Raw genomic sequence first — 23,331 nt, 5'->3', positions numbered from 1 at the left:
TGCGGGGTTACGCAGGCTGCCGCCTCCGGCCCTGTTCCGCTCACGCGACGGCCTCCCCCGCGCCGACCAGCAGGCGGAACAGCACCGCCATGCGCATGTGCACACCGTTGGTGACCTGTTGCAGCACTGCGGCTTTCGGCGAATCGGCCACCGCCGACGCGATTTCCATACCGCGCAGCATCGGGCCCGGATGCAGGACGACCGCGTCGTCGTCGAGCAGCGCCATGCGCCGCTCGTTCAGTCCGTACGCGACGGAGTATTCACGGGCCGACGGGAAGAAACCGCCGTTCATCCGCTCGGCCTGCACCCGCAGCATCATCACCGCGTCCGCGCCGGGCAGCGCCGCGTCGAGAGAATGCGAGACCTGCACCGGCCACTGCTCGACCCCGACCGGCAGCAGAGTACGCGGCGCGACGAGCACCACCTCGGCGCCGAGGATGTCGAGCAGAAAGGCGTTGGAGCGAGCGACGCGGCTGTGCAGGATGTCGCCGACGATCACGATGCGCTTGCCGGCCAGTTCCCCCAGTCGCTGCCGCAGCGTCAGCGCGTCCAGCAGGGCCTGGGTCGGATGTTCGTGCATGCCGTCGCCGGCATTGACGATAGCGGGCCCGGTTCCGGTGTAGCCACCCGAACCGGCGTCCAGTTCGCCGAACCAGCGTGCGATCTGATGGGCCGCCCCGGAGGCCGGATGCCGCACGATCAGCGCGTCCGCGCCCGCGGCGTGCAGGGTCAGCGCGGTGTCGCGCAGCGATTCGCCCTTCGATACCGAGGAGCTCGAGGCACTCACGTTGATCACGTCGGCGCTCATCCATTTGCCGGCGACCTCGAACGAGACCCGGGTCCGGGTCGAGTTCTCGAAGAACACCGTCATCACGGTCCGACCGCGCAGGGTGGGCAATTTGCGGACCTCGCGGCCGAGCAGCGCCTGTTCGAAGCGCTGGGCGTCGTCGAGCAGTTCGGTGGCGGTGGTGCGGTCGAGGTCGGTGACCGAGAGCAGATGCCTCACCGCCCATCCCCCTGGTGCAGATACACGCCGTCGTGACCGTCGTGTTCGCTGAGCAGTACGGAGACGTCCTCACTGCGCGAGGTCGGCACGTTCTTGCCGACGTAGTCGGCGCGGATGGGCAGTTCGCGATGGCCGCGATCGACCAGTACCGCCAGCTGCACCGCGCGCGGGCGGCCCAGATCGCGCAGACCGTCCAGCGCCGAGCGCACGCTGCGACCGGAGAACAGCACGTCGTCGACGAGAACGACCAGCGCGTCGTCGATACCGCCCTCGGGGACCGAGGTCCGTTCCAGTGGGCGATGCGGACGATTGCGCAGGTCGTCGCGATACAGCGTGATGTCGAGCGAACCGAGCGCGGGACGCACGCCGGAGAATTCCTCGATCCGATCGGTCAGCCGCGCGGCGAGGGTGGTCCCGCGGGTGGGGATGCCGATCAGCACGACCCGGGGCGCCTCCGGATCCGACGAATCCAGCGCGGTCTTCTCGATGATCTGATGCGCCATGCGCGCGATGGTCCGGCCGACATCGGAGGCGGACAACAGCTCACGCCCGGCGCGGACCCACTCGGGGTCGTGCCGCTGCGAATATTCGGCAGCGCTCGACCTGGCGGCCCGTTCTTCGGGCGCGACGCGGCCGCCGCGCTCTTCGGGCACGGCCATGCCGACCTCCTTCCCCGCCTCACCGGACGGTCCGTTAAAGGATGTCTTTTCGATGCCTGAGCGTAGCAGCGCCGCCCCGGCCTTCCGACGGCGGGGTCCCGCTGTGAGCCCCGCCACCTGCGGCTATGCCGACACATCACGCGAACGGCACAACCATTGGCAGGGACCGTTTCATACGGCGTAAACCGGATGTGGGATGCTCGAAGAGTGAGCAACGAAGTCGACTTCACCGAGCCCCGCCGGATCACCTTCCGCGGCCATGGCGGCATCGCCCTGGCCGGGGAGAGCTGGGGGCCGGCCGACGGCCCGCTGGCCGTCTTCCTGCACGGCGGCGGCCAGACCCGGCACTCATGGAAGGAATCGGGCGCCGCGCTGGCGAAGGCGGGGATGCACGCCGTCCTGCTGGACACCCGCGGCCACGGCGACAGCGACTGGGCGCCGGACGGCGACTACTCGCGCACGGCGATGACCACCGATCTCCTGAACATTCTCGCCGAACTCGATCGGCCCGCCATCGTGGTCGGCGCGAGCATGGGCGGATTGACCGCACTGCTGGCGACCGCCCGTCCCGGACGGGAGCGCATCGCCGGACTCGTCCTGGTCGACGTCGTGCCGCGCCCGGAGCATAAGGGCGTGGAACGGGTCGTGAACTTCCTCGGCGGCCATCCCGAGGGCTTCGCCTCCCTGGAGGAAGCCGCCGATGCGGTGGCCGAGTATCTGCCGCACCGCCGCCGGCCGCGCAACCCGGAGGGCCTGCGGCGCAATCTGCGGCTGCGCGAGGACGGGCGCTGGTACTGGCATTGGGATCCGGCGATGATGGCGAGCCGGCCGGAGGACATCGAACGGCAGACCAGCAGCCTCGAGGATGCCGCCCGCGCGCTCGAGATCCCGGTCCTGCTGGTGCGTGGACGGTTGTCGGACGTGGTCAGCGAACAAGGCGTCGCCGACTTCCGCGCGCTGGCGCCGCACATGGAATACGTCGAGATCACCGGCGCCGCCCATACCGCGGCCAGCGATGTCAACGACGAATTCTCCGACGCGGTGGTCGATTTCGTGCGTGCACACCTGAGCTGATCCGCGCCGCCCGGATCGGCCCCGAACACCGGCACGGCGCGATGCTTGAACGTGTGTTCGATAGAACGTAGATTCGAACGCATGTCGACACCGCTGCAGAGATCGCTGTTCGACGGCTTCGGCGACATCGAACTGGGGCCGTTGGCCGGCGTGCGCCGCACCCAGCTGACCGAGGGCGCGTGGGTCGACCTGCTTCCGGGATGGTTGCGCGGGGCCGACGAACTGTTCGAACGGCTGGCCACTCGCGTCCCGTGGCGAGCCGACCGCCGCCCGATGTACGACCGCGTGGTGGACGTGCCACGATTGCTGCGGCACTACGGCGAGAACGAGCCCTGGCCGGACCCGATCCTGGAGGACGCCCGCGCGGCCCTGAGCGACCATTACGGCCCCGAACTCGGCGAGCCGTTCCGCACGGCCGGACTCTGTTACTACCGCGACGGCGAGGACAGTGTGGCCTGGCACGGTGACACCGGTGGCCGCGGTTCCACCCACGACACCCTGATCGCGATCCTGTCGATCGGCGCGCCGCGGGCCCTGCTGCTGCGTCCGCGCGGCGGCGGCGCGAGCATTCGGTATCACGTGGGGCACGGCGATCTTCTCGTCATGGGCGGCTCGTGCCAGCGCACCTGGGAACATGCGGTGCCGAAAACGCGGCGGCCCGTGGGTCCGCGGATCAGCATCCAATTCCGCCCGCGGGGGGTTCGCTGAAAACCCGGCGGCGGCTGATTGTCACCGCGTCCCGCTAGATTGGGTGGATGGAGTCCATCGGGGCGGGAATTCTGGCGGCCATGCCGTTGCACACACTCAGCGATGTGCACGGCGAGGAAGGGCTGCGGCAACGACTGCTGCTGGAGTCGCAACGCAAACTGCCCGATCCCGAACGGGTCGACGCGGCACTCGAATTCGTGGCCGACCTGCACCGTGGCGACAACTACGGCCGCGAGCCGTATCTGAATCATCTACTGCGGGTGGCGATCCGCATCGTGAGCCACTACGAGGTGCACGACACGGATCTGGTGCTCGCCGGCCTCCTGCACGACGCCGTCGAGGATCACGCTGCCGACCTGGTCGCACTCCGCGGTGGGCGCGAGCCGGACGAGGACCTGACGGCGGCAGCGCTGGCGGTGCTGACCCAGCGGTTCGGCGAGCGCGTATCGAATCTCGTTGCGGCGGTGACCAACCCGGCGCACGACTCGGACCAGGACCGGCACATCCGATACCGCGACCACGTCGCCGCGAGCCTGGACCGCGATCCGTGGGCCCGGGTGGTGAAGATCTCCGATTTCACCGACAACGGCGTCGGCATCCTCTACGCCGACGAACAAGCCGTCATGTCGAGACTCGCCACCAAGTACCGGCCGCTCACCGCGGTCTACCGCGAACTGATCACCCGCGCGGACACGCCGCTGGCACCGCATGTCAAGCAGCACATTCTCGAGCAACTCGACACCGCCGACGCCCGCTTCGAGGTGATCCTCGCCGCCGGAGACGCCTGAGCGGTCAGGCGCGGTCGCGGCGCAGGATGAAGAAGTAGGGGTCGCTCAGCCCCCGCATATCCATCACACCGAGCAGGGTGTCCTCGTCGACCCGGCGGAAGATGTCGACGATGGGCAGGTGGTCGTAGATCATGGCCGCGCTGACCTTGCCGCGGAATTCGATCTCGCGCAGGCGCGCCCGAGCGGTACGGGTCCGCAGCAGCGGACGCAACACCGGCAGCATGCGCCGCGCGGCCCGGAATCCCACCGTCGGCAGGGTTCCGGCCAGCACCAGCGGCACCCGGCGGGGGTCGACCGGGAATACCCGGCCGTCCGGCCCGGCGAACAGCAGCGGCTGCACCTCGTCCGGTGAGTCGAATTGCTTACCGTACCAACCGGATCCGACCAGCACACCGGCCCACGGATGTCCGGTGTCCAGTTCGTCGCCGGTCCAGCGGCCGGTGGTGATCTCGGTGACCGCGACTTCGGGCAGGCTGTCGTACAGCTGCCACGCCTGCTCCGGGGTCGCGCGAGCCGCGCGCAGTTTCGCCAGACGAGCTGTACCGGCACCGGCCATCCCTACCTCCTGGACCTCGCGCGGACCGTTCCGCTTCGGAAGGATGACACACACCGGCCGCGAGGCCTCAACACGTTCGGCCACGAAGACGTAGTTTCGGCCAGTGTTTGCGCCGGCGTGACGCAGGCCACGCGCCCCGAGCCTGGACCTCGAGTGCGGTTGAGGAACCAGACTCGTCGGCAGATCGGTTCCGGCCGATCGTCCGGGCCATCAGGATCCGGACGCGCCCCTGCCGCCCACGTACACCCCGGCAGGGGCGCACTGCTGTCGGCCCCCGCCGGTAGGCTTTCGCCCATGCAGCCGAGCCTCGCGCCCGATGTGGCCGCAGCCAACACTCTCACCGAAAAATGGTGTGCCGCAGCGGGTCCCGAGGATTTCGTCCTGTCCGGCTGTGGAATTTGGCCGGTGCTCGCACTACTGGCCGCGACGGCCGGCGAACCGGCCCGCGGCGAACTCACCGCGGCGACCGGCATTCCCGCCGCATCCGCCCACGACGCCGCGATCACCCTGCTGCGCCGGATCGAGGCCGCCGAATCGGTGCGCGCGGCACTCGGAGTATGGGTGCGCGACGATATCGCGCTGCGCGACGAGTGGATCCGCACCCTGCCGCCGGGCACGATCGCCGCGCTGCGCGGACAGGACGGACTGGACGAATGGGCGCGTCGCCATACCGACGGCCTGATCGATCGCTTCCCGGCACCGGTCGGCGCGGCGACCGCCGTCGCGCTGGCCACCGCTGTCGTCGCCCGCACCGCCTGGCGGCAGAGCTTCCACGCCGATGTGCTGGAACCGTCGAGCGGCCCGTGGCGTGGCCACCGCGGACCTGCCCTCGCGCGGTACAGCACCGACCTCGGCGACGCCGCCGTGCTGATGGCCGGCACACCCGTTTCGCGCGTGGTGGTGCGTGGTGCGTCCGATCTGGATGTGCATCTGCTGCTCGGCGAGGAGGGGGCCACTGCTCCGGTGGTGCTGGCGGCGGGGCTGGGGGCACTCGACGGTTCGGTGGAGACACACCGGCCCGGCCTGGGCACCACTGCCCCCGGACTCGAGGTCCGGACGGTGACCGCCGTATCGGACACTCTGCGAGTTCAAGTGCCGCCCTTCGCTGTTCGCTCCACCCACGACCTGCTGCGCGAACCGGAACTGTTCGGCCTGACCACCGCGACCACCGCGACAGACAACCCCTTCCCCGGCCTCTCACCAGTTGCGCTACGGGTGACGGCGGCAGCCCAGGACGTCTGCGCCCGGTTCACCGCCGACGGTTTCGCGGCCGCGGCCGTTACCGCGGTGCTGATGGAACCGACCGGCATGCCACCGGCGCCGGCCGATGCCCTGATGATCGGAGTGAACTTCGACCGCCCCTTCGGCTTCCTCGGCGTCCACCGTCCCACCGGACTGGCGATCGTAGCCGGTTGGGTCGCCAGCCCCGCGCCGTGAACCGGCCCGGCCGATGCGAACGGACCGGCACGCGCGGGTGTGCGCCGCGGTGCGATGATGGCCGGATGTCCGAACCGGCGGCGCCCGAACGCAGCGCGCACGAGACCGAGCCGGAGGAAGCCGCCGCACCGCGCCTCCTGGACTGGATCCGCATCGCAGTCCTCGCGGCCGGAGTGCTGTGCGTACTGACCGGATGGCTGCCGCGTGCCGACGCCGAGGCGAATATGCGCCGGATCGGACCGCTGCTGCTGTTTCTCGGCAGCGTGATCGTGCTGGCCCACCTGGCCCGGCGCGCACAGGTTTTCGACGTCATCGCCCATCGGATCGCGATCGCCGGGCGGGGACGCTATCCGGCGCTGTTCGTGCTCTGCGGCGGCTTCGCGGCCGTGACGACGATGGTGCTCAACCTCGACACCACCGCGGTCCTGCTGACACCGGTCATGCTGGCCTTGGCCGGGCCCGCGCGCATTCCACCGCTGCCGCTGGCGATGACCACGTTGTGGCTGGCGAACACCGCGAGCCTGCTGCTGCCGGTGTCCAACCTCACCAATCTGCTCGCCGCCGACCGGATCGGCCTCGATGCCACCGGGTTCGCGGCCAGAATGTGGCTGCCGCAGCTGATCTCGCTCATCGCGACCATGGCGGCGCTGTGGATCTGGTACTGGCGACCCGGCCGCCGCGGCACCGATCGCTACGTGGCGCCCGCCCCGATCCGGCTGCGGAACACCCGGAATCGGGCGCTGTTCGCGACCGCCGGGGGCGCCTGCGCGCTGTTCGTCCTGGCGATTCCCTTCGTCGGCGACCACATCGGCTACGCCGCACTCGCCGCGGCGGTCCTCGCGATCGCCGGATTCGCCGTGTTCGACCGCAGCGCACTGCGGCCGTCGCTGATCCCGTGGCAGCTGCTGATCTTCGTGGTCGGACTGTTCCTGGCCATCCCCACCCTGGGCCGTTACGGACTCTCGGATCTGATGGCCGCGCTGATCGGCACGGATTCCGGTACGGCCGGGGCCTATCGCGCGGCGGGTGCCGGCCTCGGCCTGTCGAATATCGTCAACAACCTGCCTGCCTACACCGCCGGTGAGGCGGTGATACCGCCCGACCACCGAAACCAGTTGCTGTCCTTGCTGATCGGCACCAACGTCGGCGCGATAGCCACCCCGTGGTCCTCGCTGGCCACGCTGCTGTGCCTGGAGTTCTGCCGCTCGCACGCGGTCCGGGTGCCGGCGGTTCGGTTCGTCTGCACCGGACTGGCATTGGCCGTGATCGCGACCGCGGGTGCGGTGGGCGGCGTTCTACTCACGGGCTGACCACCGCGAGCACCACCTGGCGCACCGACTCTCGCAACCTTTCGCTCTGATCCTCGCGCACCGCGGCAAGGGCGTAATCGCTGCCCAGCATGCCGAACAGCAGGTGGCCGACCCCCTCGGCGTCGAGGTCCGGACGCGCCTCGGTCAGCAGCTTCGTGACGTGCTCCGCCCAGGTGGCGTGGAATTCGGAGGTGCGCGGATGCGGGGGCACGCTGCGGTAGGCCGCGACCATCAGTTCGACGTTGTCGGCGAAAACCTTGGCCATCGCATCGAAGAAAGCGAGCAGCCGCTCCCCCGCCGGCGCGCCCGGGCCCAGCGGCGGCGGGCCGTCGGTGATCGCCGCCCGCAGTGTTTCGGCCGGTTCGGCGACCATCGCGTGCAACAGTCCCGCGCGCGAGCCGAAACGATGAAACACCGTGCCCTTGCCGACTCCCGCCGCGGCGGCCACCCGGTCCATGGTCACCGCCTCGGCGCCACCCTCGGCCAGCAGTGCCCGAGTCGCATCGAGAATCGCGCGACGGTTGCGCGCCGCATCGGCTCGTTCTCTGCGCTGCTGCGCCACGGTGCACTCCAGTCCGTTGACAAACTTGACCAGCGGTCCATATTCTTCCGGACGAAGTATCTGGACCGTTAGTCAAGTTATGAGGTCGATATGCAGGCAATCGTAATGACCGGGGCCGGCGGACCGGAGGTCCTCGTCGCGCGCGAGGTGGACGAGCCCAGTCCCCAGCCCGGCGAGGTGCTGATCCGGGTGGAAGCGGCCCCGGTGCTGTACCCGGAGACGATGTTGCGGTCGGGCATGTTCCCGCCCCCGACGCCGACCCCGGCGGTCTTCGGAATCCAGGCGGTCGGGATGGTCACCGCCGTCGCCGACGACGTCGACCCGGAATGGACAGGACAGCGGGTCCTGGTGGCGCGCAACGACTTCGGCAGCTACGCGGAATGGATGTGCGCACCCGCCGAATCCGCGGTCCGCATACCGGACGGATTGGCGAGCGATGTCGCCGCGGCGGTGGCGATGAGCGGATCGGTGGCGCTGGCCCTGCTGGAGGCCGCGGCACTCACCGGTACCGAAACCGTCCTGATCGAGGCCGCGGCCACCGGAGTCGGGGGCTACCTCACCCAATTGGCGGCCCGATCCGGCGCCGCGCACATCATCGCCACCGCCGGCGGCGCGGCCAAAACCGCACGCGCCCGCCAACTCGGCGCGCACACGGTCGTCGACCACCGCGATCCGGACTGGCCGGGCCGGCTCGGCGAGCGCCTCGAAAATGCCACGGTCGACGTGGTTTTCGACTCGATCGGCGGCGAGAGCGCCGCGGCCGTCCTCGATCTGATGACCCCGTTGCGTGGCCGGATGCTCGGATACGGCTGGCTGTCCGGCACTCCCGCCCAGGTCACGACGATGGACCTGATCATGCGCGGAATCACGTTCACCGGATGCTCCGGACCGCAGTGGCTGGCCGGGGTGGCGGCCAAACGGGCGGCGGCATTCGAACTCGCCGCCGCCGGTGACCTCACCGTGCTGATCGACAGTGTGCTACCGCTGGCGGATGCGGCCGAGGCCCACCGACGGGTCGACGAGCGCACGACCTTCGGCACGATCGTCTTGCGCCCCGGCCCCGCCTGAGCGGAAGCCCCGGCTCACTTCGGTTGCGCCAGACAGAATGTCGTCTGCGGATCCGACAGCGTGATCACGCTGTCGGACTCCGGGCCGCACAGCGTCTCGTCGGATTGTCCGTCGATGCGCTGGGCGACCCGGAAACTCGCCTCCGCAGATGTGCAGTCGGCATACTTGTAGCCACTGAGTGGCGAATCCGCATAGCACAGTCCCGCTTTGAAATTCGGCGCCAGGCACAAATACGCGAGCGTGCCGCCATTGAGGGTTTCCTCGTACGAGGTGAAATCGGCGCCGCACTCGACCTTGTTGTCGTGCACCTGCGCGACCTTGTAGACGGCCTTGTCGGAGGTGCAGGCGACCGGTTCGGTATCGGAATCGACGGCCGAGGCGTTGATCACGTTGATGCAGTCGCCCACCTTCGCCCGAGCGGTGTCGGATTTGTTGTGGTCCTTGGCGACCTGAACACCCTTGTCGACACCTTTTTCCACCGCCGAGCAACCGCTCGTGGCCAGGGTCGCCGCCGCGACGATCGCCGGGGCGAGACGCAGCGCCGTACGCACTGTCGCCGAATTGAACCGCATCCGTTCCACCTCTTCTAGGTCAAGTGACCGGAACAGTATGCGGGCGCGGCGGGCATCCGCGAAATTTAGCGGGTTTGTCCGAATTCAACGGCGTGTCGCGGACACGAATCAGCCCGTGATCTCCCATTCGTGAATCGTCAGCTCGGACGCGCCGGTGGTGTGAATGGGATCGGTGAACACCAATTCCCGTGCGGCCGCGAGATCTTCGGCCAGCACCAGATACGCGCCGCCGCTGCCGTCGGTGAATCGGCCGGTGCAGTCCAGCTGCCCTCGCGCGCGCACGTCGGCCAGCCATTCGCGGTGCGGTTCGACGACCGCGTCGGACCAGGCCGAGGTGCGCATCGCGAGCACAAGATATTTGATCATCACGCCCCGCCGTCACGGCGGGTGGCGGCCGCGGCGGCACGCACCTGGTCGGCCAGTGACACGATGCGGCCGAGGACGCCGTTGACGAACGCGGGCGAATCGTCGGTCGACAGTTCCTTCGCCAGCTCGACGGCCTCGTCGACCGCCACCACCGGCGGAACATCGTTGGCGTGGAACAACTCCCATACCGCCACCCGCAGAATGGCGCGGTCTACCGCTGGCAGCCGGGCCAGCGTCCAGTCCTGTAGATAGGACTCGATGGTGCCGTCGACGCGATCCAGATCGTCGGCGACGCCTTCGACGAGGGTGCGAGTGTAGGGATTCACCGGGGCGACCTGTTCATCGCGACCAGCCAGGTCCAGGCGCTCCGCGACCAGGTCGGCCGGGTCGATGTCGCGCGCCTCGGCCTCGAAGAGCAGATCTACGGCCCGGCGGCGGGCCTTGTGCCGAGCTCCGAGTTTCTTGTGGGTGGACTTCTTGTCCACGGGCTGATCAGCCACGATCACCATTATCCCGTTCGCAGTGTCGACGGCGGCGCGAGCGATACCGGAAATCCGATACGCGCGCGCCGCCCATGGTTCCGGCGCCGGGCCGGTGGATCCGGAGGATCAGGCGTTGACCCGGCCCAGATAGCCGCCGTCGCGCGAGTCGATCTTCAGCTTGTCGCCGACGTTGATGAACAGCGGCACCTGCACCTCGGCGCCGGTCTCCAGCGTCGCGGGCTTGGTGCCGGCGCTGGAGCGGTCGCCCTGCAGGCCGGGCTCGGTGTGGGTGACCTCGAGTTCGACGGTGACCGGGAGCTCGACGTACAGCGGCGCGCCCTCGTGGGTGGCGACCTGCACGGTCATGTTCTCCAGCAGGAAGCCGGCGCCCTTACCGATGGTCTGCTCGTCGATACCGATCTGGTCGAAGGTCTCGCCGTCCATGAAGATGTAGTCCGACCCGTCGTGGTACAGGTAGGTCATATCCCGGCGGTCCACGGTGGCGGTCTCCACCTTCACGCCGGCGTTGAACGTCTTGTCGACCACCTTGCCGGACAGCACGTTCTTCAGCTTGGTCCGCACGAACGCGGGACCTTTACCCGGCTTGACGTGCTGGAACTCGACGATCTGCTGGAGCTGACCGTCGATCTTCAGCACGAGGCCGTTCTTGAAGTCGCTGGTGTCCGCCACTGTCCTCGGATCTCCTTGTTAGTACTGTTCGACGTTCTGTAGGCCGGGCCGTAGGGCCCGGACCCGGTGGGGCAGCCGGGGTCAGTCGACCACGGTGAGGTCTTTGGTGGTGTGGGTGAGCAACTCCGGACCCCCCGCACGAACCACGAGCGTGTCCTCGATGCGAACTCCGCCGCGGCCGGGGAAATACACACCTGGCTCGACGGTCACCGCCACGCCATCCAGAAGTGTACCGGTCGCGGTTTTGGCGACCGGAGGCGCTTCGTGGATCTGCAGTCCGACGCCGTGTCCGAGCCCGTGCACGAACAGGTCGCCGTGCCCGGCGGACTCGATCACCGAACGGGCCGCGGCATCGACCGCCGCGCACGGCACACCGGGCGCCAGCGCCTCGCGGCCGGCCCGCTGCGCCTCATGTACGAGCTGGTAGATCTCGCGCTGCCAATCGGTCGGCTCGCCCAGCACCAGGGTGCGCGTCATATCCGAGTGATAGCCGCCGACCACCGCGCCGAAATCGAGCTTCACGAAATCGCCCGCGGCCAGTACCGCGTCGGTCGGGCGATGATGCGGCACTGCGGAATTGGCACCGGCGGCCACGATGGTCTCGAAGGCGATCGCGTCGGCGCCGTGCTCGAACATCAGCCATTCCAGCTCGCGAGCGACCTGGCGCTCGGTGCGGCCCGGACGCAGCCCCCCTCGTTCCAGGAGGGTGGCCAGCGCGGCGTCGGCGGCCGCGCACGCCGCCCGCAGCTGCTCGACCTCGTAGTCGTCCTTGACCGTGCGCAGTTGTTCGACCAGACCGGGCGCGGGGACGAATTGGAGGCCACTGCCCTGGTCGAGGAAGCCGCGATGCTGGTCGACCGTCACGACGTGACTTTCGAAGCCGACGCGGCCGATCTGCCATTCTCCGGCCAGTTCGACCAACCGGCGCGCACTCGCGCGAGCGATCTCGGCGTGTACGTCGGGCACTTGTTCGCCGACCTGGGTGATGTAGCGGCCGTCGGTGCAGATGACGGTTCGCTCCCCGTCCTCGCCCACCTGGCTGCCGTCCCAGGAGTGCACGAGCAGGGCAGCGTTGGAGCCGGTGAAGCCGGTCAGGTACCGGATATTCACCAGATCGGTCACCAGCAGGGCGTCGACCCCGTTCTCCACCAACAGGTCTCGCAACCCGGCCCGACGCGCAGCGTGGTCGGGACGCCGGGCACCGTCATCAGCAGACATGGCTGCCACGCTACCGCTGTCGTATTGCGAGGCCGTCACGCCGTCACCCGCGACCCCCACCCGCGACCGGTGGCGAGCCAGTGTTACCCGTCGCGTGTTCACAACTGTTGCGGTTGTCCACATTTCAGGTCCGCGGGCCTGGGCCGGCTCGTGCCGCGAGCGACGATGACTGCATGACCACCACCGCCTACCTCGCTCTGATCGTCTGGTGTGCCGCGCTCAGCGTGATCGACGTTCGGACCCGGCGACTGCCCGACGTGCTCACCCTCCCGGGTGCGGCGGTGGTGCCGGTGCTCGCCGCATCGACCGGCCGTGCCACCGCGGCGATCGCCGGCGCGCTGCTGCTCGCCGTGCCGTATCTACTGGTGCATCTCGTCGAGCCGGCGGCGTGCGGGGCCGGAGATGTGAAATTGGCGCTCGGCACCGGCGCTGCCGCGGCGTTGGGTGGACCGTCCTGCTGGGTGTGGGCCGCGATCGGCGCGCCCTTGCTGACCGCTTCGGCCGGAGTCGGTGCACTGGTCGCGACGCAGGTCGCCGCTCGCGCCTCCCGCCACGCCGGCGCCGGCGGCAGGCCGGCCGCGCGCGTCCGACACGGCACCGCGATCCGTGCCGCGCATCCCGGCGACCGCCCGGCCGCGAGCGGAGATTCGGACCGTCGTCGGGGTGTGTTCGGCGCCTCGATCACGGTGCCACACGGGCCCGCGATGTGCCTGGCTACCGTTGCGGCACTGTGGCCCACGGTGTAGCCGCGCGGACACCGATGTCCGGGGAACCGTTGTGACGTGGAAAGATGGAGGTCGTGTTGCGCTGGATTACTGCTGGTGAGTCTCATGGTCCCGCTCTTGTCGCCATCGTCGAGGGGATGGTGGCCGGTGTCGAGGTGACCTCGGCCGATATCGCCGCGCAACTGGCGCGGCGACGACTGGGCTACGGGCGCGGCGCGCGGATGAAGTTCGAGGCCGACAAGGTCACCGTGATCGGCGGTATCCGCCACGGCCGCACCATGGGCGGCCCCGTCGCGATCGAGATCGCCAATTCCGAATGGCCGAAGTGGACCGAGGTCATGGCCGCCGACCCCGTCGACGAGGCGGAACTGGCCGAGCTGGCTCGCAACGCGCCGCTGACGCGCCCCCGTCCCGGCCACGCCGACTACTCGGGGATGCTCAAATACGGCTTCGACGACGCCCGCAACGTGCTCGAACGCGCCAGCGCCCGCGAAACCGCCGCTCGGGTCGCCGCGGGCACGGTGGCACGGCAGTTCCTGCGCCAGGCCGTCGGAGTCGAGGTCGTCTCCCACGTGGTCTCGATCGGCACCGCAGCAGCGCGCCCGGGTTTCGTGCCGACCGCCGCCGACCTTGAGGCCGTGGACGCCAGCCCGGTTCGAGCATTCGATCCCGAGGCCGAAACCGCGATGATCGCCGAGATCGAGGCCGCCAAGAAGGATGGCGACACCCTCGGCGGCGTCGTCGAGGTCGTGGTCACCGGACTGCCGGTCGGACTGGGATCGTTCGTCAGCGGTGAACAGCGCCTGGACTCTCGGCTGGCCGCTGCCCTGATGGGGATCCAGGCCATCAAGGGTGTCGAGGTCGGCGACGGATTCGAGACCGCGCGGCGTCGCGGCAGCGCCGCCCACGACGAAATGCGTCCCGGTCCCGACGGGGTGCTGCGCTCCACCAACCGCGCCGGCGGACTCGAGGGCGGTATGACCAACGGCGAAGCCCTGCGCGTGCGCGCGGCGATGAAGCCCATCTCCACCGTCCCGCGCGCGCTGTCCACCGTGGATATGGCCACCGGGGACGAGGCGGTGGCCATCCATCAGCGCTCCGACGTCTGCGCGGTGCCCGCCGCCGGTGTGGTCGCCGAAGCCATGGTCGCGCTCGTGGTCGCGCAGGCGGTACTGGAGAAGTTCGGCGGCGATTCCCTCGCCGAGACCGTCGACAACCTCACGACGTACCAGAAGCGTATTCAGACCCGCCCACACATTCCGGGCGTCGTGGCGTCGGAGGCATGAATGGCTGATCCCGCGCGCGGCACCGCCCGGGTCCGGCGCCCGGGACAGCCGTCGTGATCGTCCGCAGCGACCCCAGCCGGCCCAGCGTGATTCTCATCGGCCCGCCCGGGGCCGGTAAGTCCACGATCGGACGCAAGCTCGCTCGCGAACTCGGCGTCTCGCTCTACGACACCGACGCCGGGATCGAACAGGACACCGGTCGCAGCATCCCCGACATCTTCGCCACCGACGGCGAACCGGAATTCCGGCGCATCGAGGAACGCGTGGTGCGCCGCGCTATCCTCGCCGAACACGGCGTCGTATCCCTCGGCGGCGGTGCGATCCTGTCCGCGGCGACCCGGGAGTTGTTGCGCGGGCGCACGGTGGTGTACCTGGAGATCAGCGTGTCCGAGGGACTGCGCCGGACCGGGGCGTCGACGAATCGGCCGCTGCTCAACGGCGACGATCCGAGCGCGAAATATCGCGAACTCATGCGCGTGCGCCGCCCACTGTATCGCGAGGTGGCCTCCATCCGGATCCGCACCGACGGCCGCAGTCCCGGCCGCGTCGTCCGTGCCATCCTCGCCAAACTCGGCATCGAACCGGCCGAAACACCGGCGTCGCAACCGGATTCGACGAGTGCCGAACCCACGGGCACCCGTCGTTCCCGCCCGCGCGGGCGCCGGCGCCGCACGCGCGGCGCGTCCGATAGCGCCACCAGGACCGCATCCGGGTCCGGTGGAACCGAAGCCGCGCAACCGGATTCGACCGAGACGGACCGTACCCAGCCGCGCCGCCGAGCCCGGCGGTCCCGGCGCGGCGGCCGCCGGCACTCCCGAAACCGGACCGGCACCCCGGCCGACACGCCGCCCATCGGCCCCGCCGCGGAGCGTCCCGCCCTCACGCCCGAACCAACGGCGGCCGGTGCGGACGCGAAACCATCCGCCGCACAGCCGAATGTACGACCGGGACGAGTCCGACGCACCGCCACCCGCGCCGCCGGCCCTCCCGCCTCGGGTCAGAACACCGGCGCGGCGGCGGCGCCACATCCGGAACCGGTGCGCCCGGTCCGCTCCGGGCCGGAGACACGGCCGGCGCCCGCAACCGACGAAACACCTTCGCCCGCTGGACGTCTCGCGGGTAACGCCGCGCAGACCGCGCACGAAGCGGCGCCCGGGGCCGGTCGGTCCCGACGCGCACGCGCCCGCCGGGCACGCCCACGACGAGCACTAGAGGAATCGGAGCAGCACACATGAGCGAGCCCACCCGCATCGAGGTCCGAACCGCCGACCCGTATCCGGTGATCGTCGGCCGCGGGCTGCTGGGCGAACTGGTCGAGCAGGTCGCCCGCCATCCCGGAGTGCGGACGGTGGCGATCTTCCACCAGCCGCCGCTGACCGAGACCGCGGAGGTGGTGCGGCAGGCGCTCGCCGAGCAAGCCGTCGGCTCGCACGGTGACACCCTCGACGCGCATCGCATCGAAATTCCGGATGCCGAGGCCGGCAAGGATCTGCCGGTCGCCGGCTTCTGCTGGGAGGTGCTCGGCCGCATCGGCCTCACCCGCCAGGACGTCGTAATCAGCCTCGGCGGGGGTGCGGCCACCGATCTGGCCGGGTTCGTCGCCGCCACCTGGATGCGTGGGGTGAAGGTTGTCCACGTGCCCACCACGCTGCTCGCGATGGTCGACGCGGCGGTCGGGGGCAAAACCGGAATCAACACCGAGGCCGGGAAGAATCTGGTCGGCTGCTTCCACGAACCGTCGGCCGTGCTGGTGGATCTGGTCACCCTCGAAACCGTGCCGCCCAACGAGATCGTCGCCGGAATGGCCGAGATCATCAAGGCCGGATTCATCGCCGACCCGGTCATTCTCGACCTGATCGAACGCGACCCCGCCGCCGCACTGGACCCGAAGGGCGACGTGCTGCCGGAGTTGGTCCGCCGGGCGATCCAGGTGAAGGCCGACGTGGTGGCCGCCGATCTCAAAGAGGCGAGCCTGCGCGAGATCCTCAACTACGGCCACACCCTCGGCCACGCGATCGAACGGCGGGAACGCTACCGGTGGCGCCACGGTGCGGCGGTCTCGGTCGGCCTCGTCTTCGCGGCCGAACTCGGCCGGCTGGCCGGCCGCCTCGACGACGCGACCGCCGACCGGCACCGCGCCATTCTGGAGAGCGTCGGCCTGCCGACCACCTATGACGCCGACGCGCTGCCGCAGTTGCTCGAAACCATGCAGACCGACAAGAAGACCCGCTCGGGCATCGTTCGATTCGTCGTTCTCGACGGTCTGGCCAAGCCGGGTCGCCTGGAGGGTCCCGATCCGTCGCTGCTGGCCGCGGCGTATGCGACCATCGCCCGCGAGGACAGCCCCGCTGGCGGAATTCTGCTCTAGCACATGAAAATCCGGGCCGCGGACAGGATCCGCGGCCCGGATGAGCCGATCATTCGGCGATCAGGCCGGGGAGGCCGCCGCCGGGGGTACCGAGGATTCGCTCCTGCGCTGATCACGCCCCACCAGGAAACGGCCGATCGCCACGCCGACCATCGCCGGAATGAAGATCATCAGCACGATGAACGAGGCACCGGCGGTCAGTTCGAACAGCAGACCGTTGTCGCCGAGAGCGAACTTCGGTACGAAATCCAGCAGCCACGCCACCAGCCCGCCGCCCACACCACCGACCACACCGGCCTTCAGCCAGCGCATGGTGAGGTCGGCACCGCCGCGCTCCGGATCGGGATTGGCCCGCCGATCGCTGCGACCGTCGATCAGCCCCCAGGCGACACCCGCGACGACCAGCACGATCAAGCACAGGATGCGCATCCACGAGCCGTTGGTCGGCCAGTAGATCATGCCGAAACCCAGCAGGGTTCGCAGTACGACGGTCAGCGCACCGAGGACTATGGCGCGCAACACCCACGAATTCATGTCGATCACCTTAGCCTGCGTTGTGACGCCACCGAATTGGAACTGGTTCTAGACGTCACGGAGATCCAGAGCCGCCGCCATCGCGGCCCGTGGCGCGGGCCGGCCGGTGAACTGCTCGACCTGGCCGTAGGCCTGATTCAGCAGCATCTGCAATCCGCTGATGACGGTATGTCCCGCGCGGCGCACGGCCCTCGCCAGCGGGGTCGGCCACGGGTCGTAGATCGCGTCCAGCACCACCGGCGCCGCAGCGACCGCGTCGGCCACCACCGCCGCACCGGCGGCCGGTACCGAACTGACCACCGCGTCGGCGCGGGCACATGCCGCGCGCACCCGATCGGCGTCGAAGCCGGCGAATTCGGTCGCCATCCCGAGCCGGCGGGCCAGGGCGAGGGTCGACTCGGCCCGCTCGGCGTCGCGGGCGACCACGGTGACCGCCTCGGCGCCGAGTTCGGACAGCGCCAGCAGTGCCGGTCGCGCGGTACCGCCCGCACCGAGTACGACCGATCGGCGCACCGCTTCCACGCCGCCGTCCTGCAGCGCGCCGCGCACGCCGTCCACGTCGGTGCAATCGGCTCGCCACCCGCTCGCGGTCCGCACCAAGGTGTTGGCGGAACCGACCAGAACGGCGCGCTCGGTCCGCTCACCGGCGTAGTCGAGGGCCGCGACCTTGCCGGGCATCGTCACCGACAGCCCGACCCAGGACGAATCCAAGCTGTCGACGAGGGCGGGCAGTTGCTCGCCGGTGCATTCGATGCGTTCGTAGGTCCAGTCCAGCCCCAGCGCACGATAGGCGGCCAGATGCAATTGCGGGGAGCGCGAATGCGCGATCGGGCTGCCCAGTACCGCGGCCCTGCGTCCCGATTCCGGCGATCCCGCTCCGTTATCGACCACTGTCGAGAATTCCGCTCTGCTGGGCGCGTTGGATATTGCGCAGATGTTCGCTGTAGCTCTCGGTGAACAGGGTGGTGCCCTGCTTGTCGACGGTGACGAAGTACAACCACGGTCCCGGCGCCGGATTCTCCACCGCGCGCATGGCATCCAGCGACGGTGAGGAGATCGGCGTGGCCGGCAGCCCCGGCATGGCGTAGGTGTTCCACGGAGTCTTGCGGGCCCGGTCGGTATCCGTGGTGGCGACCTCGGTGCGGTCGAGGGTGTAGTTGACCGTGGAATCGAGTTGCAGCGGCTGATCGACCGCGAGCCGATTCACGATCACCCGGGCCACCTTCGACATGTCCTGCGGCAGCGCTTCCCGTTCGACCAGTGAGGCCGCGATCAGCGTCTGGTAGGGATTCAGTTTGTTGGTCGCCCCGGACTGCAGCAGTCCGGTCGTCTCGTAGCCGGCGGCACTCTCGCTCACCAACTGCGCCAGAATCTGCTCGGGCGTGCCGGAAGGATCGAAATCCCAGGTGCCCGCGGCGATCATCCCTTCCAGCTGGCGGGTGCGATCGGGGACCTTGCGCACCGCGTCGACGGCCCAGGCCGGAACGCCCAGCGCGGTCGCGTCGGCAGTGGCCCCGGCGGCATCGAGTTGTTCGTAGGTGACGCATTTCTTGTCCGCACCGGTTCCGACGCAACTGGCGTCGGCGATCTTGCGGTAGATGCCCTCGTTGCGGGCGCCGGTGTTGACATCCGTGGAGTCGTGCAGCCGCCGTCCTTCGGAGACCACCACGTTGCCCACCCGGGAGGTCTTCTTCAGCAGGGCCGCGACCGCGTCGGCGCCCTTGCTGTGCGTCGGCACCGCGTAATAGCCCGGCTGCACCGAGGTGATGCCCGAATTGCGCACGGCCGCTTGGTAAAAGGCCCCGCTGCTACGGACGACACCCTTCTCGACCATGGTCTGCGCGATCTGTTCGGCGGTGTCACCGGTGTGCACCTGGACCACGGCCAGCGGGCCGGGCGGACCGTCGAAATCCTCGGGTCCGCCCATGGAGCGGATGAATTTGTATCCGGCGTAACCACCGGCCACCACGAACAGGACGACGAACACGCACCCCAGGACTAGCAGATTCCGGCGGCGACGCTGCCGCTCGGCCGCCTTGCGGGAGGCAACGCGGGTGCGGCGGCTGCGCCCACCGGACGAGCCCGCCCGGGCCGGTCGTCCCGTGGCGCGAGCCTGCGCTCTACCCGCGGACTTGCCGCCGGAACCGCGCCGGGTCCCCCGCTGCGCCTCCCGCAGCGACGCCGCGCTCGCCCGGGCGCCGCGCCTGGCGGCCGCGGGCACAGGTTCCGGCTCGTCGTCGGCGATCGGTTCGATATCGGTTTCGGAGTCGTACTCGTCGCGGCGATACCGATGGCCGCTGCCACCGGTCCGCTCGTACCCCGGTTCGGTGTAGTCGTCGGCGTACTCCGGGTCGGCGTAGTCGGGATCCGCGTCGTATCCGGCGTCGGCGAGCTCGTGGTCGTAGCGAGCGTCGTACCCATCGGCGGTGTCGGCGTAGTGCGCGACCGGCTCGTCCTCGTCGACGTAGCGCGGGATGACGGCGGTGTCGTCGTCCTCGTAGTCGTCCCACTCGTCGGTGGCGCTGCGATGCGCACCGCCACGCCGGTAGCGCCGCTGCTGCTCGTCGGCGCGCCGGCGCGAGCGTTCTCCGGCCCGGGACCAGCGGTCACTCATCCGACCACCTGGCCTCGTCTGCACCGGCCGAGTTCAACACCGCACTCCGTTCGTCCAACCACCCTTGCAGGATCGACACGGCAGCCGCCTGGTCGATCACCTGCCGCCGGCCGCGCGCGCGAACTCCACTGTCCCGCAATGCACGTGCAGCTGACACCGTAGTCAAACGTTCGTCGGAAAGTCGTATCGGCACACCAGGAATCACGTCCCGCAAACGTCGCGCGAACCGGGCGGCCAGCCGCGCTGACGAGCCGCTGTCCCCACGCAATGTGCGTGGTAGACCGACGATTACCTCGACTGCCTCGTATTCCCGCACAATCTCGGCTACCCGGAGCAAATCGGCTGCCGGACCGCGTTTTCCGCCCTTGACGGTCGCTACCGTCTCCACCGGGGTCGCCAGAATCCCGTCTGGGTCACTCGCGGCGACTCCGATGCGCACGGTCCCCACGTCGATGCCGATCCGCCGGCCGCGGCCGGGATCGGTCCGCGCGTCGGGGCGTTCGGCCGGGATGTCGTCCGGCCGGGCGGCCCCGGCTTCCGAAGCCGCCCCCGATCGGGACGGCTCCGGTTCCGAAGGCTCCGAATTCTCGGAATGGTCCATCAGGCGGCGATCTCGGCCACCCGTGCGCGCACGCCGGCCAGGCCGGCCTCGATACCGGACGGATCGGAGCCGGCGCCCTGCGCCATCTCCGGCTTACCGCCGCCGCGGCCCGCGATACTCGGGCCGAAACTGCCGACCAGCTCACCGGCCTTGACGCCGAGCTCCTGGGCGGGCTTGTTCACCGCGACCACGAACGGCACCTTGCCGTCGGCGTTGCCGAGCAGAACGACCACCGCCGGCTCGCTTCCGAACCGGCCGCGGATATCGGTGGCCAGGGTCCGCAGATCGCCCGCGCCGACGCCCTTGGGGGCAGCGGCCGCGACCAGCAGCACCTTGCCGACCCGCTGCGCCTGCTCGACGTAGGTGCCCGCCTGCGAGAGCACGGCCGCGGCCTTGGTGCGCTCGAGTTCCTTCTCGGCGACCTTCAACCGCTCCACCAGTTGCTCGACCCGGGCCGGCACATCCTCGGAGGGCACCTTCAGCGAGGCGGCCACACCGGCCAGCAAGGCTCGCTCCTTGGCCAGGTACTTGTAGGAATCCAGCCCGACGAAGGCCTCCACGCGGCGCACGCCGGAACCGACCGACGATTCACCGAGCAGCGTGATCGGCCCGATCTGCGACGAGTGTTCGACGTGGGTACCGCCGCACAGTTCCATCGAGAACGGCCCACCGATCTCGACGACGCGCACCTCGGACCCGTAGTTCTCGCCGAACAGCGCCAGCGCGCCCATCGCCTTGGCCTTGGGCAGATCGGTGACGAAGGTGTTCACCGGGAAGTCCGAGCCCACCGCATCGTTGGACACGGCCTCGATATCGGCCTTCTGCGACTCGGAGAGCTGGCCCTGCCAGTTGAAATCGAAGCGCAGATATCCGGGCTTGTTCAGCGAACCGGCCTGAACCGCGTTGGGGCCCAGCACCTGCCGCAGCGCCGCATGCACCATATGCGTGCCGGAGTGCCCCTGGGTGGCGCCGCGCCGCCAGGCCGGATCGACCTGGGCGAGGACGGCATCGCCCTCGGTGATCTGACCGCGTTCGACGGTGGTCTTGTGCACCCACAGCTTCTTGGCGATCTTCTGCACGTCGTTGACGCGCAACTCCGTACCCGACGCTGTGAGGGTGCCGCGGTCGGCGATCTGGCCACCGGATTCGGCATAGAGGGGACTGCGATCGAGGATGACCTCGACATCCTGCCCGGCGGTCGCGGTGGGGACCCGGACACCATCGGCGATGAGGGCGAGAACCCGTGCCTCGGTCGCGAGTTCGTCGAAGCCGGTGAATTCGGTGGCGCCTCGGTCGACCAGCTCTTTGTAGATCGAGAGATCGGCGTGCGCGTGCTTGCGCGCCTGCGCATCGTCCTTGGCTCGCTGCCGCTGCTCGGCCATGAGCGCGCGGAAGCCCGACTCGTCGACCTCGAGCCCGGCCTCGGCGGCCATCTCCAGGGTCAGATCGATCGGGAAACCGTAGGTGTCGTGCAGGGTGAACGCCTCACTGCCCGCGATCGTGCGCCCACCGGTGGCCTTCACCTCGGCGACCGCGTCGTCGAACAGCTTCGACCCGGTACTCAGCGTCTTGAGGAAGGCGGTCTCCTCACCGACGGCGACGGTCTCGATGCGGGTGAAATCGGTGGCCAGTTCCGGGTACGAGGGCGACATGAGATCGCTGACGACCTTCATGAATTCGCCGATCACCGGCTTCTCGGCGCCCAGCAGCCGGGCCGAGCGCACGATCCGGCGCAGCAGCCGGCGCAGCACATAGCCGCGGCCGTCGTTGCCGGGATTGACGCCGTCGGCGATCAGCATCGCCGAGGTGCGGGCGTGGTCGGCGATGACCCGGAAGCGCACGTCGTCGGCGTGTTCGACGCCGTAGCTCTTCCCGGTCAGCTCCTCGGCCTTGGAGATGATGGGGCGCAGCAGATCGGTTTCGTAGACGTTGTCCACGCCCTGCAGCAGCATCGCCACGCGTTCGACGCCCATCCCGGTATCGATGTTCTTCTTCGGCAGCGATCCGACCGGCGGATACCCCTGCTTGGGGCTCTGCTCGCCGCGGATGTCCTGCATGAACACGAGATTCCAGATCTCGAGGTAGCGATCCTCGTCGGCGACCGGACCGCCCTCGGCGCCGTATTCCGGTCCGCGGTCGTAGTAGATCTCCGAGCAGGGCCCACCGGGACCGGGCACGCCCATGTCCCAGTAGTTGTCCTTGCCGTCGCGGAACTGGATACGCTCGGTCGGAATTCCGGCGACGCGATGCCAAATCTCGGCGGCCTCGGGGTCACTCTCGTAGGCGGTGACCCAGATGCGCTCCGGGTCGAAGCCGAATCCGCCGTCCTCCTGGGATTTGCTGATCAGCTCCCAGGCGAAGGTGATCGCGCCTTCCTTGAAGTAGTCACCGAAGGAGAAGTTGCCCGCCATCTGGAAGAACGTGTTGTGGCGGGTGGTGACGCCCACCTCTTCGATATCGCCGGTGCGCACGCACTTCTGCACGCTGGTCGCGCGCGAGAACGGCGGCGCCTCCTGGCCCAGGAAATACGGCTTGAACTGCACCATGCCCGCATTGACGAACAGCAGGTTCGGGTCCGGCAGGATCAGCGAGGCACTCGGTACCTCGGTGTGGCCGGCACGGACGAAGTGGTCCAGGAAACGCCGTCGGATCTCGTGGGTCTGCACGAATATCCAGCCTACCGGGCGCGGTCCAGCCGGTTTTCAGC

General features: G+C 69.3%; 23 protein-coding genes and 1 pseudogene. 10 read left to right on the top strand and 14 right to left on the bottom strand.

From position 1 onward, the window contains the following. Positions 1 to 40: 40 nt before the first annotated feature. The gene (locus tag C5E41_RS15765) at positions 41 to 1,006 is read right to left on the bottom strand and encodes an aspartate carbamoyltransferase catalytic subunit (RefSeq protein ID WP_104376585.1); all 966 of its coding nucleotides are present in this window, start codon (positions 1,004 to 1,006) and stop codon (positions 41 to 43) included. After that, positions 1,003 to 1,665, bottom strand: coding sequence for a bifunctional pyr operon transcriptional regulator/uracil phosphoribosyltransferase PyrR (pyrR, locus tag C5E41_RS15760; RefSeq protein ID WP_181063264.1), 663 nt, complete (start codon positions 1,663 to 1,665; stop codon positions 1,003 to 1,005). Before pyrR ends, C5E41_RS15765 begins: the two co-directional genes overlap by 4 nt. A gap of 207 nt (positions 1,666 to 1,872) precedes the next feature. On the opposite strand from pyrR, the gene C5E41_RS15755 reads away from it, so the two are divergent. The 3 genes from C5E41_RS15755 (at position 1,873) to C5E41_RS15745 (ending at position 4,235) form a co-directional block, all read left to right on the top strand. Then, positions 1,873 to 2,739: an alpha/beta fold hydrolase gene (locus tag C5E41_RS15755; RefSeq protein ID WP_258081006.1), complete on the top strand. Its 867-nt coding sequence runs from the start codon at positions 1,873 to 1,875 to the stop codon at positions 2,737 to 2,739. 81 nt (positions 2,740 to 2,820) lie between these two features. Next, positions 2,821 to 3,447, top strand: a complete 627-nt coding sequence (locus C5E41_RS15750; RefSeq protein WP_104376583.1) for an alpha-ketoglutarate-dependent dioxygenase AlkB — start codon at positions 2,821 to 2,823, stop codon at positions 3,445 to 3,447. Between the two features lie 47 nt (positions 3,448 to 3,494). Then, positions 3,495 to 4,235: an HD domain-containing protein gene (locus C5E41_RS15745; RefSeq protein WP_104376582.1), complete on the top strand. Its 741-nt coding sequence runs from the start codon at positions 3,495 to 3,497 to the stop codon at positions 4,233 to 4,235. 4 nt (positions 4,236 to 4,239) lie between these two features. Here the strand turns inward: C5E41_RS15745 and C5E41_RS15740 are convergent, their stop codons facing one another. After that, on the bottom strand, positions 4,240 to 4,791 hold the full coding sequence (locus tag C5E41_RS15740) for a DUF4334 domain-containing protein (protein WP_104376667.1): 552 nt from the start codon (positions 4,789 to 4,791) through the stop codon (positions 4,240 to 4,242). Positions 4,792 to 5,085: 294 nt separating this feature from the next. Between C5E41_RS15740 and C5E41_RS15735 the strand changes: the two genes are divergently transcribed. Both C5E41_RS15735 and C5E41_RS15730 read left to right on the top strand, forming a co-directional pair. Continuing rightward, a complete protein-coding gene (locus tag C5E41_RS15735) occupies positions 5,086 to 6,228 on the top strand; it encodes a serpin family protein (RefSeq protein WP_104376581.1) in 1,143 nt (380 codons plus the stop codon). A 65-nt stretch (positions 6,229 to 6,293) separates the two neighbouring features. Beyond that, positions 6,294 to 7,538, top strand: a complete 1,245-nt coding sequence (locus C5E41_RS15730; protein WP_104376666.1) for an SLC13 family permease — start codon at positions 6,294 to 6,296, stop codon at positions 7,536 to 7,538. On the opposite strand, the gene C5E41_RS15725 is transcribed toward C5E41_RS15730, so the two are convergent. Beyond that, positions 7,528 to 8,100: a TetR/AcrR family transcriptional regulator gene (locus C5E41_RS15725; RefSeq protein WP_104376580.1), complete on the bottom strand. Its 573-nt coding sequence runs from the start codon at positions 8,098 to 8,100 to the stop codon at positions 7,528 to 7,530. The two genes, C5E41_RS15730 and C5E41_RS15725, sit on opposite strands and share 11 nt — an antisense overlap. A 90-nt stretch (positions 8,101 to 8,190) precedes the next feature. Between C5E41_RS15725 and C5E41_RS15720 the strand changes: the two genes are divergently transcribed. Further along, entirely contained in the window at positions 8,191 to 9,168 is a 978-nt protein-coding gene (locus C5E41_RS15720; protein ID WP_104376579.1) for a quinone oxidoreductase family protein, read from the top strand. Between the two features lie 14 nt (positions 9,169 to 9,182). Here the strand turns inward: C5E41_RS15720 and C5E41_RS15715 are convergent, their stop codons facing one another. From C5E41_RS15715 to C5E41_RS15695, 5 genes are all read right to left on the bottom strand, one after another. Further along, positions 9,183 to 9,740, bottom strand: a complete 558-nt coding sequence (locus C5E41_RS15715; RefSeq protein WP_104376665.1) for an LppU/SCO3897 family protein — start codon at positions 9,738 to 9,740, stop codon at positions 9,183 to 9,185. A 108-nt stretch (positions 9,741 to 9,848) separates the two neighbouring features. After that, positions 9,849 to 10,106 (bottom strand): YciI family protein, encoded by a 258-nt coding sequence (locus C5E41_RS15710; RefSeq protein WP_104376578.1) that lies wholly within the window; start codon positions 10,104 to 10,106, stop codon positions 9,849 to 9,851. Continuing rightward, positions 10,106 to 10,615: a transcription antitermination factor NusB gene (gene nusB / locus C5E41_RS15705; protein WP_308706050.1), complete on the bottom strand. Its 510-nt coding sequence runs from the start codon at positions 10,613 to 10,615 to the stop codon at positions 10,106 to 10,108. Before nusB ends, C5E41_RS15710 begins: the two co-directional genes overlap by 1 nt. 99 nt (positions 10,616 to 10,714) lie before the next feature. Next, positions 10,715 to 11,278 carry an elongation factor P gene (gene efp / locus C5E41_RS15700; RefSeq protein WP_030513974.1) on the bottom strand — a complete coding sequence of 188 codons (564 nt, stop codon included), beginning with the start codon at positions 11,276 to 11,278 and terminating at the stop codon, positions 10,715 to 10,717. 81 nt (positions 11,279 to 11,359) lie between these two features. Then, on the bottom strand, positions 11,360 to 12,496 hold the full coding sequence (locus C5E41_RS15695) for a M24 family metallopeptidase (protein ID WP_104376663.1): 1,137 nt from the start codon (positions 12,494 to 12,496) through the stop codon (positions 11,360 to 11,362). Between the two features lie 173 nt (positions 12,497 to 12,669). On the opposite strand from C5E41_RS15695, the gene C5E41_RS15690 reads away from it, so the two are divergent. The 4 genes and pseudogenes from C5E41_RS15690 to aroB all read left to right on the top strand — a co-directional run bounded on the left by C5E41_RS15690 (position 12,670) and on the right by aroB (position 16,875). After that, complete coding sequence (locus tag C5E41_RS15690; protein WP_104376577.1) at positions 12,670 to 13,242, top strand: prepilin peptidase; 573 nt, start codon at positions 12,670 to 12,672, stop codon at positions 13,240 to 13,242. Positions 13,243 to 13,286: 44 nt separating this feature from the next. Further along, positions 13,287 to 14,507: a chorismate synthase gene (aroC, locus tag C5E41_RS15685; protein WP_104376576.1), complete on the top strand. Its 1,221-nt coding sequence runs from the start codon at positions 13,287 to 13,289 to the stop codon at positions 14,505 to 14,507. A 56-nt stretch (positions 14,508 to 14,563) separates the two neighbouring features. Then, positions 14,564 to 15,079 (top strand): annotated as a pseudogene (locus C5E41_RS35115) (shikimate kinase); the annotation flags it as partial. A 659-nt stretch (positions 15,080 to 15,738) separates the two neighbouring features. After that, positions 15,739 to 16,875, top strand: a complete 1,137-nt coding sequence (gene aroB / locus C5E41_RS15675) for a 3-dehydroquinate synthase (protein ID WP_104376575.1) — start codon at positions 15,739 to 15,741, stop codon at positions 16,873 to 16,875. Positions 16,876 to 16,935: 60 nt separating this feature from the next. Here the strand turns inward: aroB and C5E41_RS15670 are convergent, their stop codons facing one another. Genes C5E41_RS15670 through alaS form a run of 5 tightly spaced genes read right to left on the bottom strand, consistent with a single transcriptional unit; the run spans position 16,936 to position 23,290 of the window. Then, positions 16,936 to 17,409: a B-4DMT family transporter gene (locus C5E41_RS15670; protein WP_258081005.1), complete on the bottom strand. Its 474-nt coding sequence runs from the start codon at positions 17,407 to 17,409 to the stop codon at positions 16,936 to 16,938. Between the two features lie 48 nt (positions 17,410 to 17,457). After that, complete coding sequence (locus C5E41_RS15665) at positions 17,458 to 18,300, bottom strand: shikimate dehydrogenase (RefSeq protein WP_104376573.1); 843 nt, start codon at positions 18,298 to 18,300, stop codon at positions 17,458 to 17,460. Then, on the bottom strand, positions 18,290 to 20,023 hold the full coding sequence (locus C5E41_RS15660; RefSeq protein WP_104376572.1) for an endolytic transglycosylase MltG: 1,734 nt from the start codon (positions 20,021 to 20,023) through the stop codon (positions 18,290 to 18,292). The genes C5E41_RS15665 and C5E41_RS15660 overlap by 11 nt, the downstream gene beginning before the upstream one ends. Further along, complete coding sequence (gene ruvX / locus C5E41_RS15655) at positions 20,016 to 20,624, bottom strand: Holliday junction resolvase RuvX (protein WP_104376571.1); 609 nt, start codon at positions 20,622 to 20,624, stop codon at positions 20,016 to 20,018. The genes C5E41_RS15660 and ruvX overlap by 8 nt, the downstream gene beginning before the upstream one ends. Continuing rightward, complete coding sequence (gene alaS / locus C5E41_RS15650) at positions 20,624 to 23,290, bottom strand: alanine--tRNA ligase (RefSeq protein ID WP_104376570.1); 2,667 nt, start codon at positions 23,288 to 23,290, stop codon at positions 20,624 to 20,626. The genes ruvX and alaS overlap by 1 nt, the downstream gene beginning before the upstream one ends. Positions 23,291 to 23,331: the final 41 nt, after the last annotated feature.

The organism is Nocardia nova, from assembly GCF_002933465.1.
GTDB lineage: Bacteria > Actinomycetota > Actinomycetes > Mycobacteriales > Mycobacteriaceae > Nocardia > Nocardia nova_B.
The sequence above is the reverse complement of the archived record's forward strand: the minus strand, read 5'-3'. Positions and strand labels throughout refer to the sequence as shown.

Coding starts and splice junctions, on each gene's coding strand:
- pyrR (WP_181063264.1), bottom strand. CDS start 1,665: ATGGCCGTGCCCGAAGAGCGCGGCGGCCGCGTCGCGCCCGAAGAACGG.
- C5E41_RS15750 (WP_104376583.1), top strand. CDS start 2,821: ATGTCGACACCGCTGCAGAGATCGCTGTTCGACGGCTTCGGCGACATC.
- C5E41_RS15745 (WP_104376582.1), top strand. CDS start 3,495: ATGGAGTCCATCGGGGCGGGAATTCTGGCGGCCATGCCGTTGCACACA.
- C5E41_RS15740 (WP_104376667.1), bottom strand. CDS start 4,791: ATGGCCGGTGCCGGTACAGCTCGTCTGGCGAAACTGCGCGCGGCTCGC.
- C5E41_RS15735 (WP_104376581.1), top strand. CDS start 5,086: ATGCAGCCGAGCCTCGCGCCCGATGTGGCCGCAGCCAACACTCTCACC.
- C5E41_RS15730 (WP_104376666.1), top strand. CDS start 6,294: ATGTCCGAACCGGCGGCGCCCGAACGCAGCGCGCACGAGACCGAGCCG.
- C5E41_RS15720 (WP_104376579.1), top strand. CDS start 8,191: ATGCAGGCAATCGTAATGACCGGGGCCGGCGGACCGGAGGTCCTCGTC.
- C5E41_RS15715 (WP_104376665.1), bottom strand. CDS start 9,740: ATGCGGTTCAATTCGGCGACAGTGCGTACGGCGCTGCGTCTCGCCCCG.
- C5E41_RS15710 (WP_104376578.1), bottom strand. CDS start 10,106: ATGATCAAATATCTTGTGCTCGCGATGCGCACCTCGGCCTGGTCCGAC.
- nusB (WP_308706050.1), bottom strand. CDS start 10,615: ATGGTGATCGTGGCTGATCAGCCCGTGGACAAGAAGTCCACCCACAAG.
- C5E41_RS15695 (WP_104376663.1), bottom strand. CDS start 12,496: ATGTCTGCTGATGACGGTGCCCGGCGTCCCGACCACGCTGCGCGTCGG.
- C5E41_RS15690 (WP_104376577.1), top strand. CDS start 12,670: ATGACCACCACCGCCTACCTCGCTCTGATCGTCTGGTGTGCCGCGCTC.
- aroC (WP_104376576.1), top strand. CDS start 13,287: ATGGAGGTCGTGTTGCGCTGGATTACTGCTGGTGAGTCTCATGGTCCC.
- aroB (WP_104376575.1), top strand. CDS start 15,739: ATGAGCGAGCCCACCCGCATCGAGGTCCGAACCGCCGACCCGTATCCG.
- C5E41_RS15670 (WP_258081005.1), bottom strand. CDS start 17,409: ATGAATTCGTGGGTGTTGCGCGCCATAGTCCTCGGTGCGCTGACCGTC.
- C5E41_RS15660 (WP_104376572.1), bottom strand. CDS start 20,023: ATGAGTGACCGCTGGTCCCGGGCCGGAGAACGCTCGCGCCGGCGCGCC.
- ruvX (WP_104376571.1), bottom strand. CDS start 20,624: ATGGACCATTCCGAGAATTCGGAGCCTTCGGAACCGGAGCCGTCCCGA.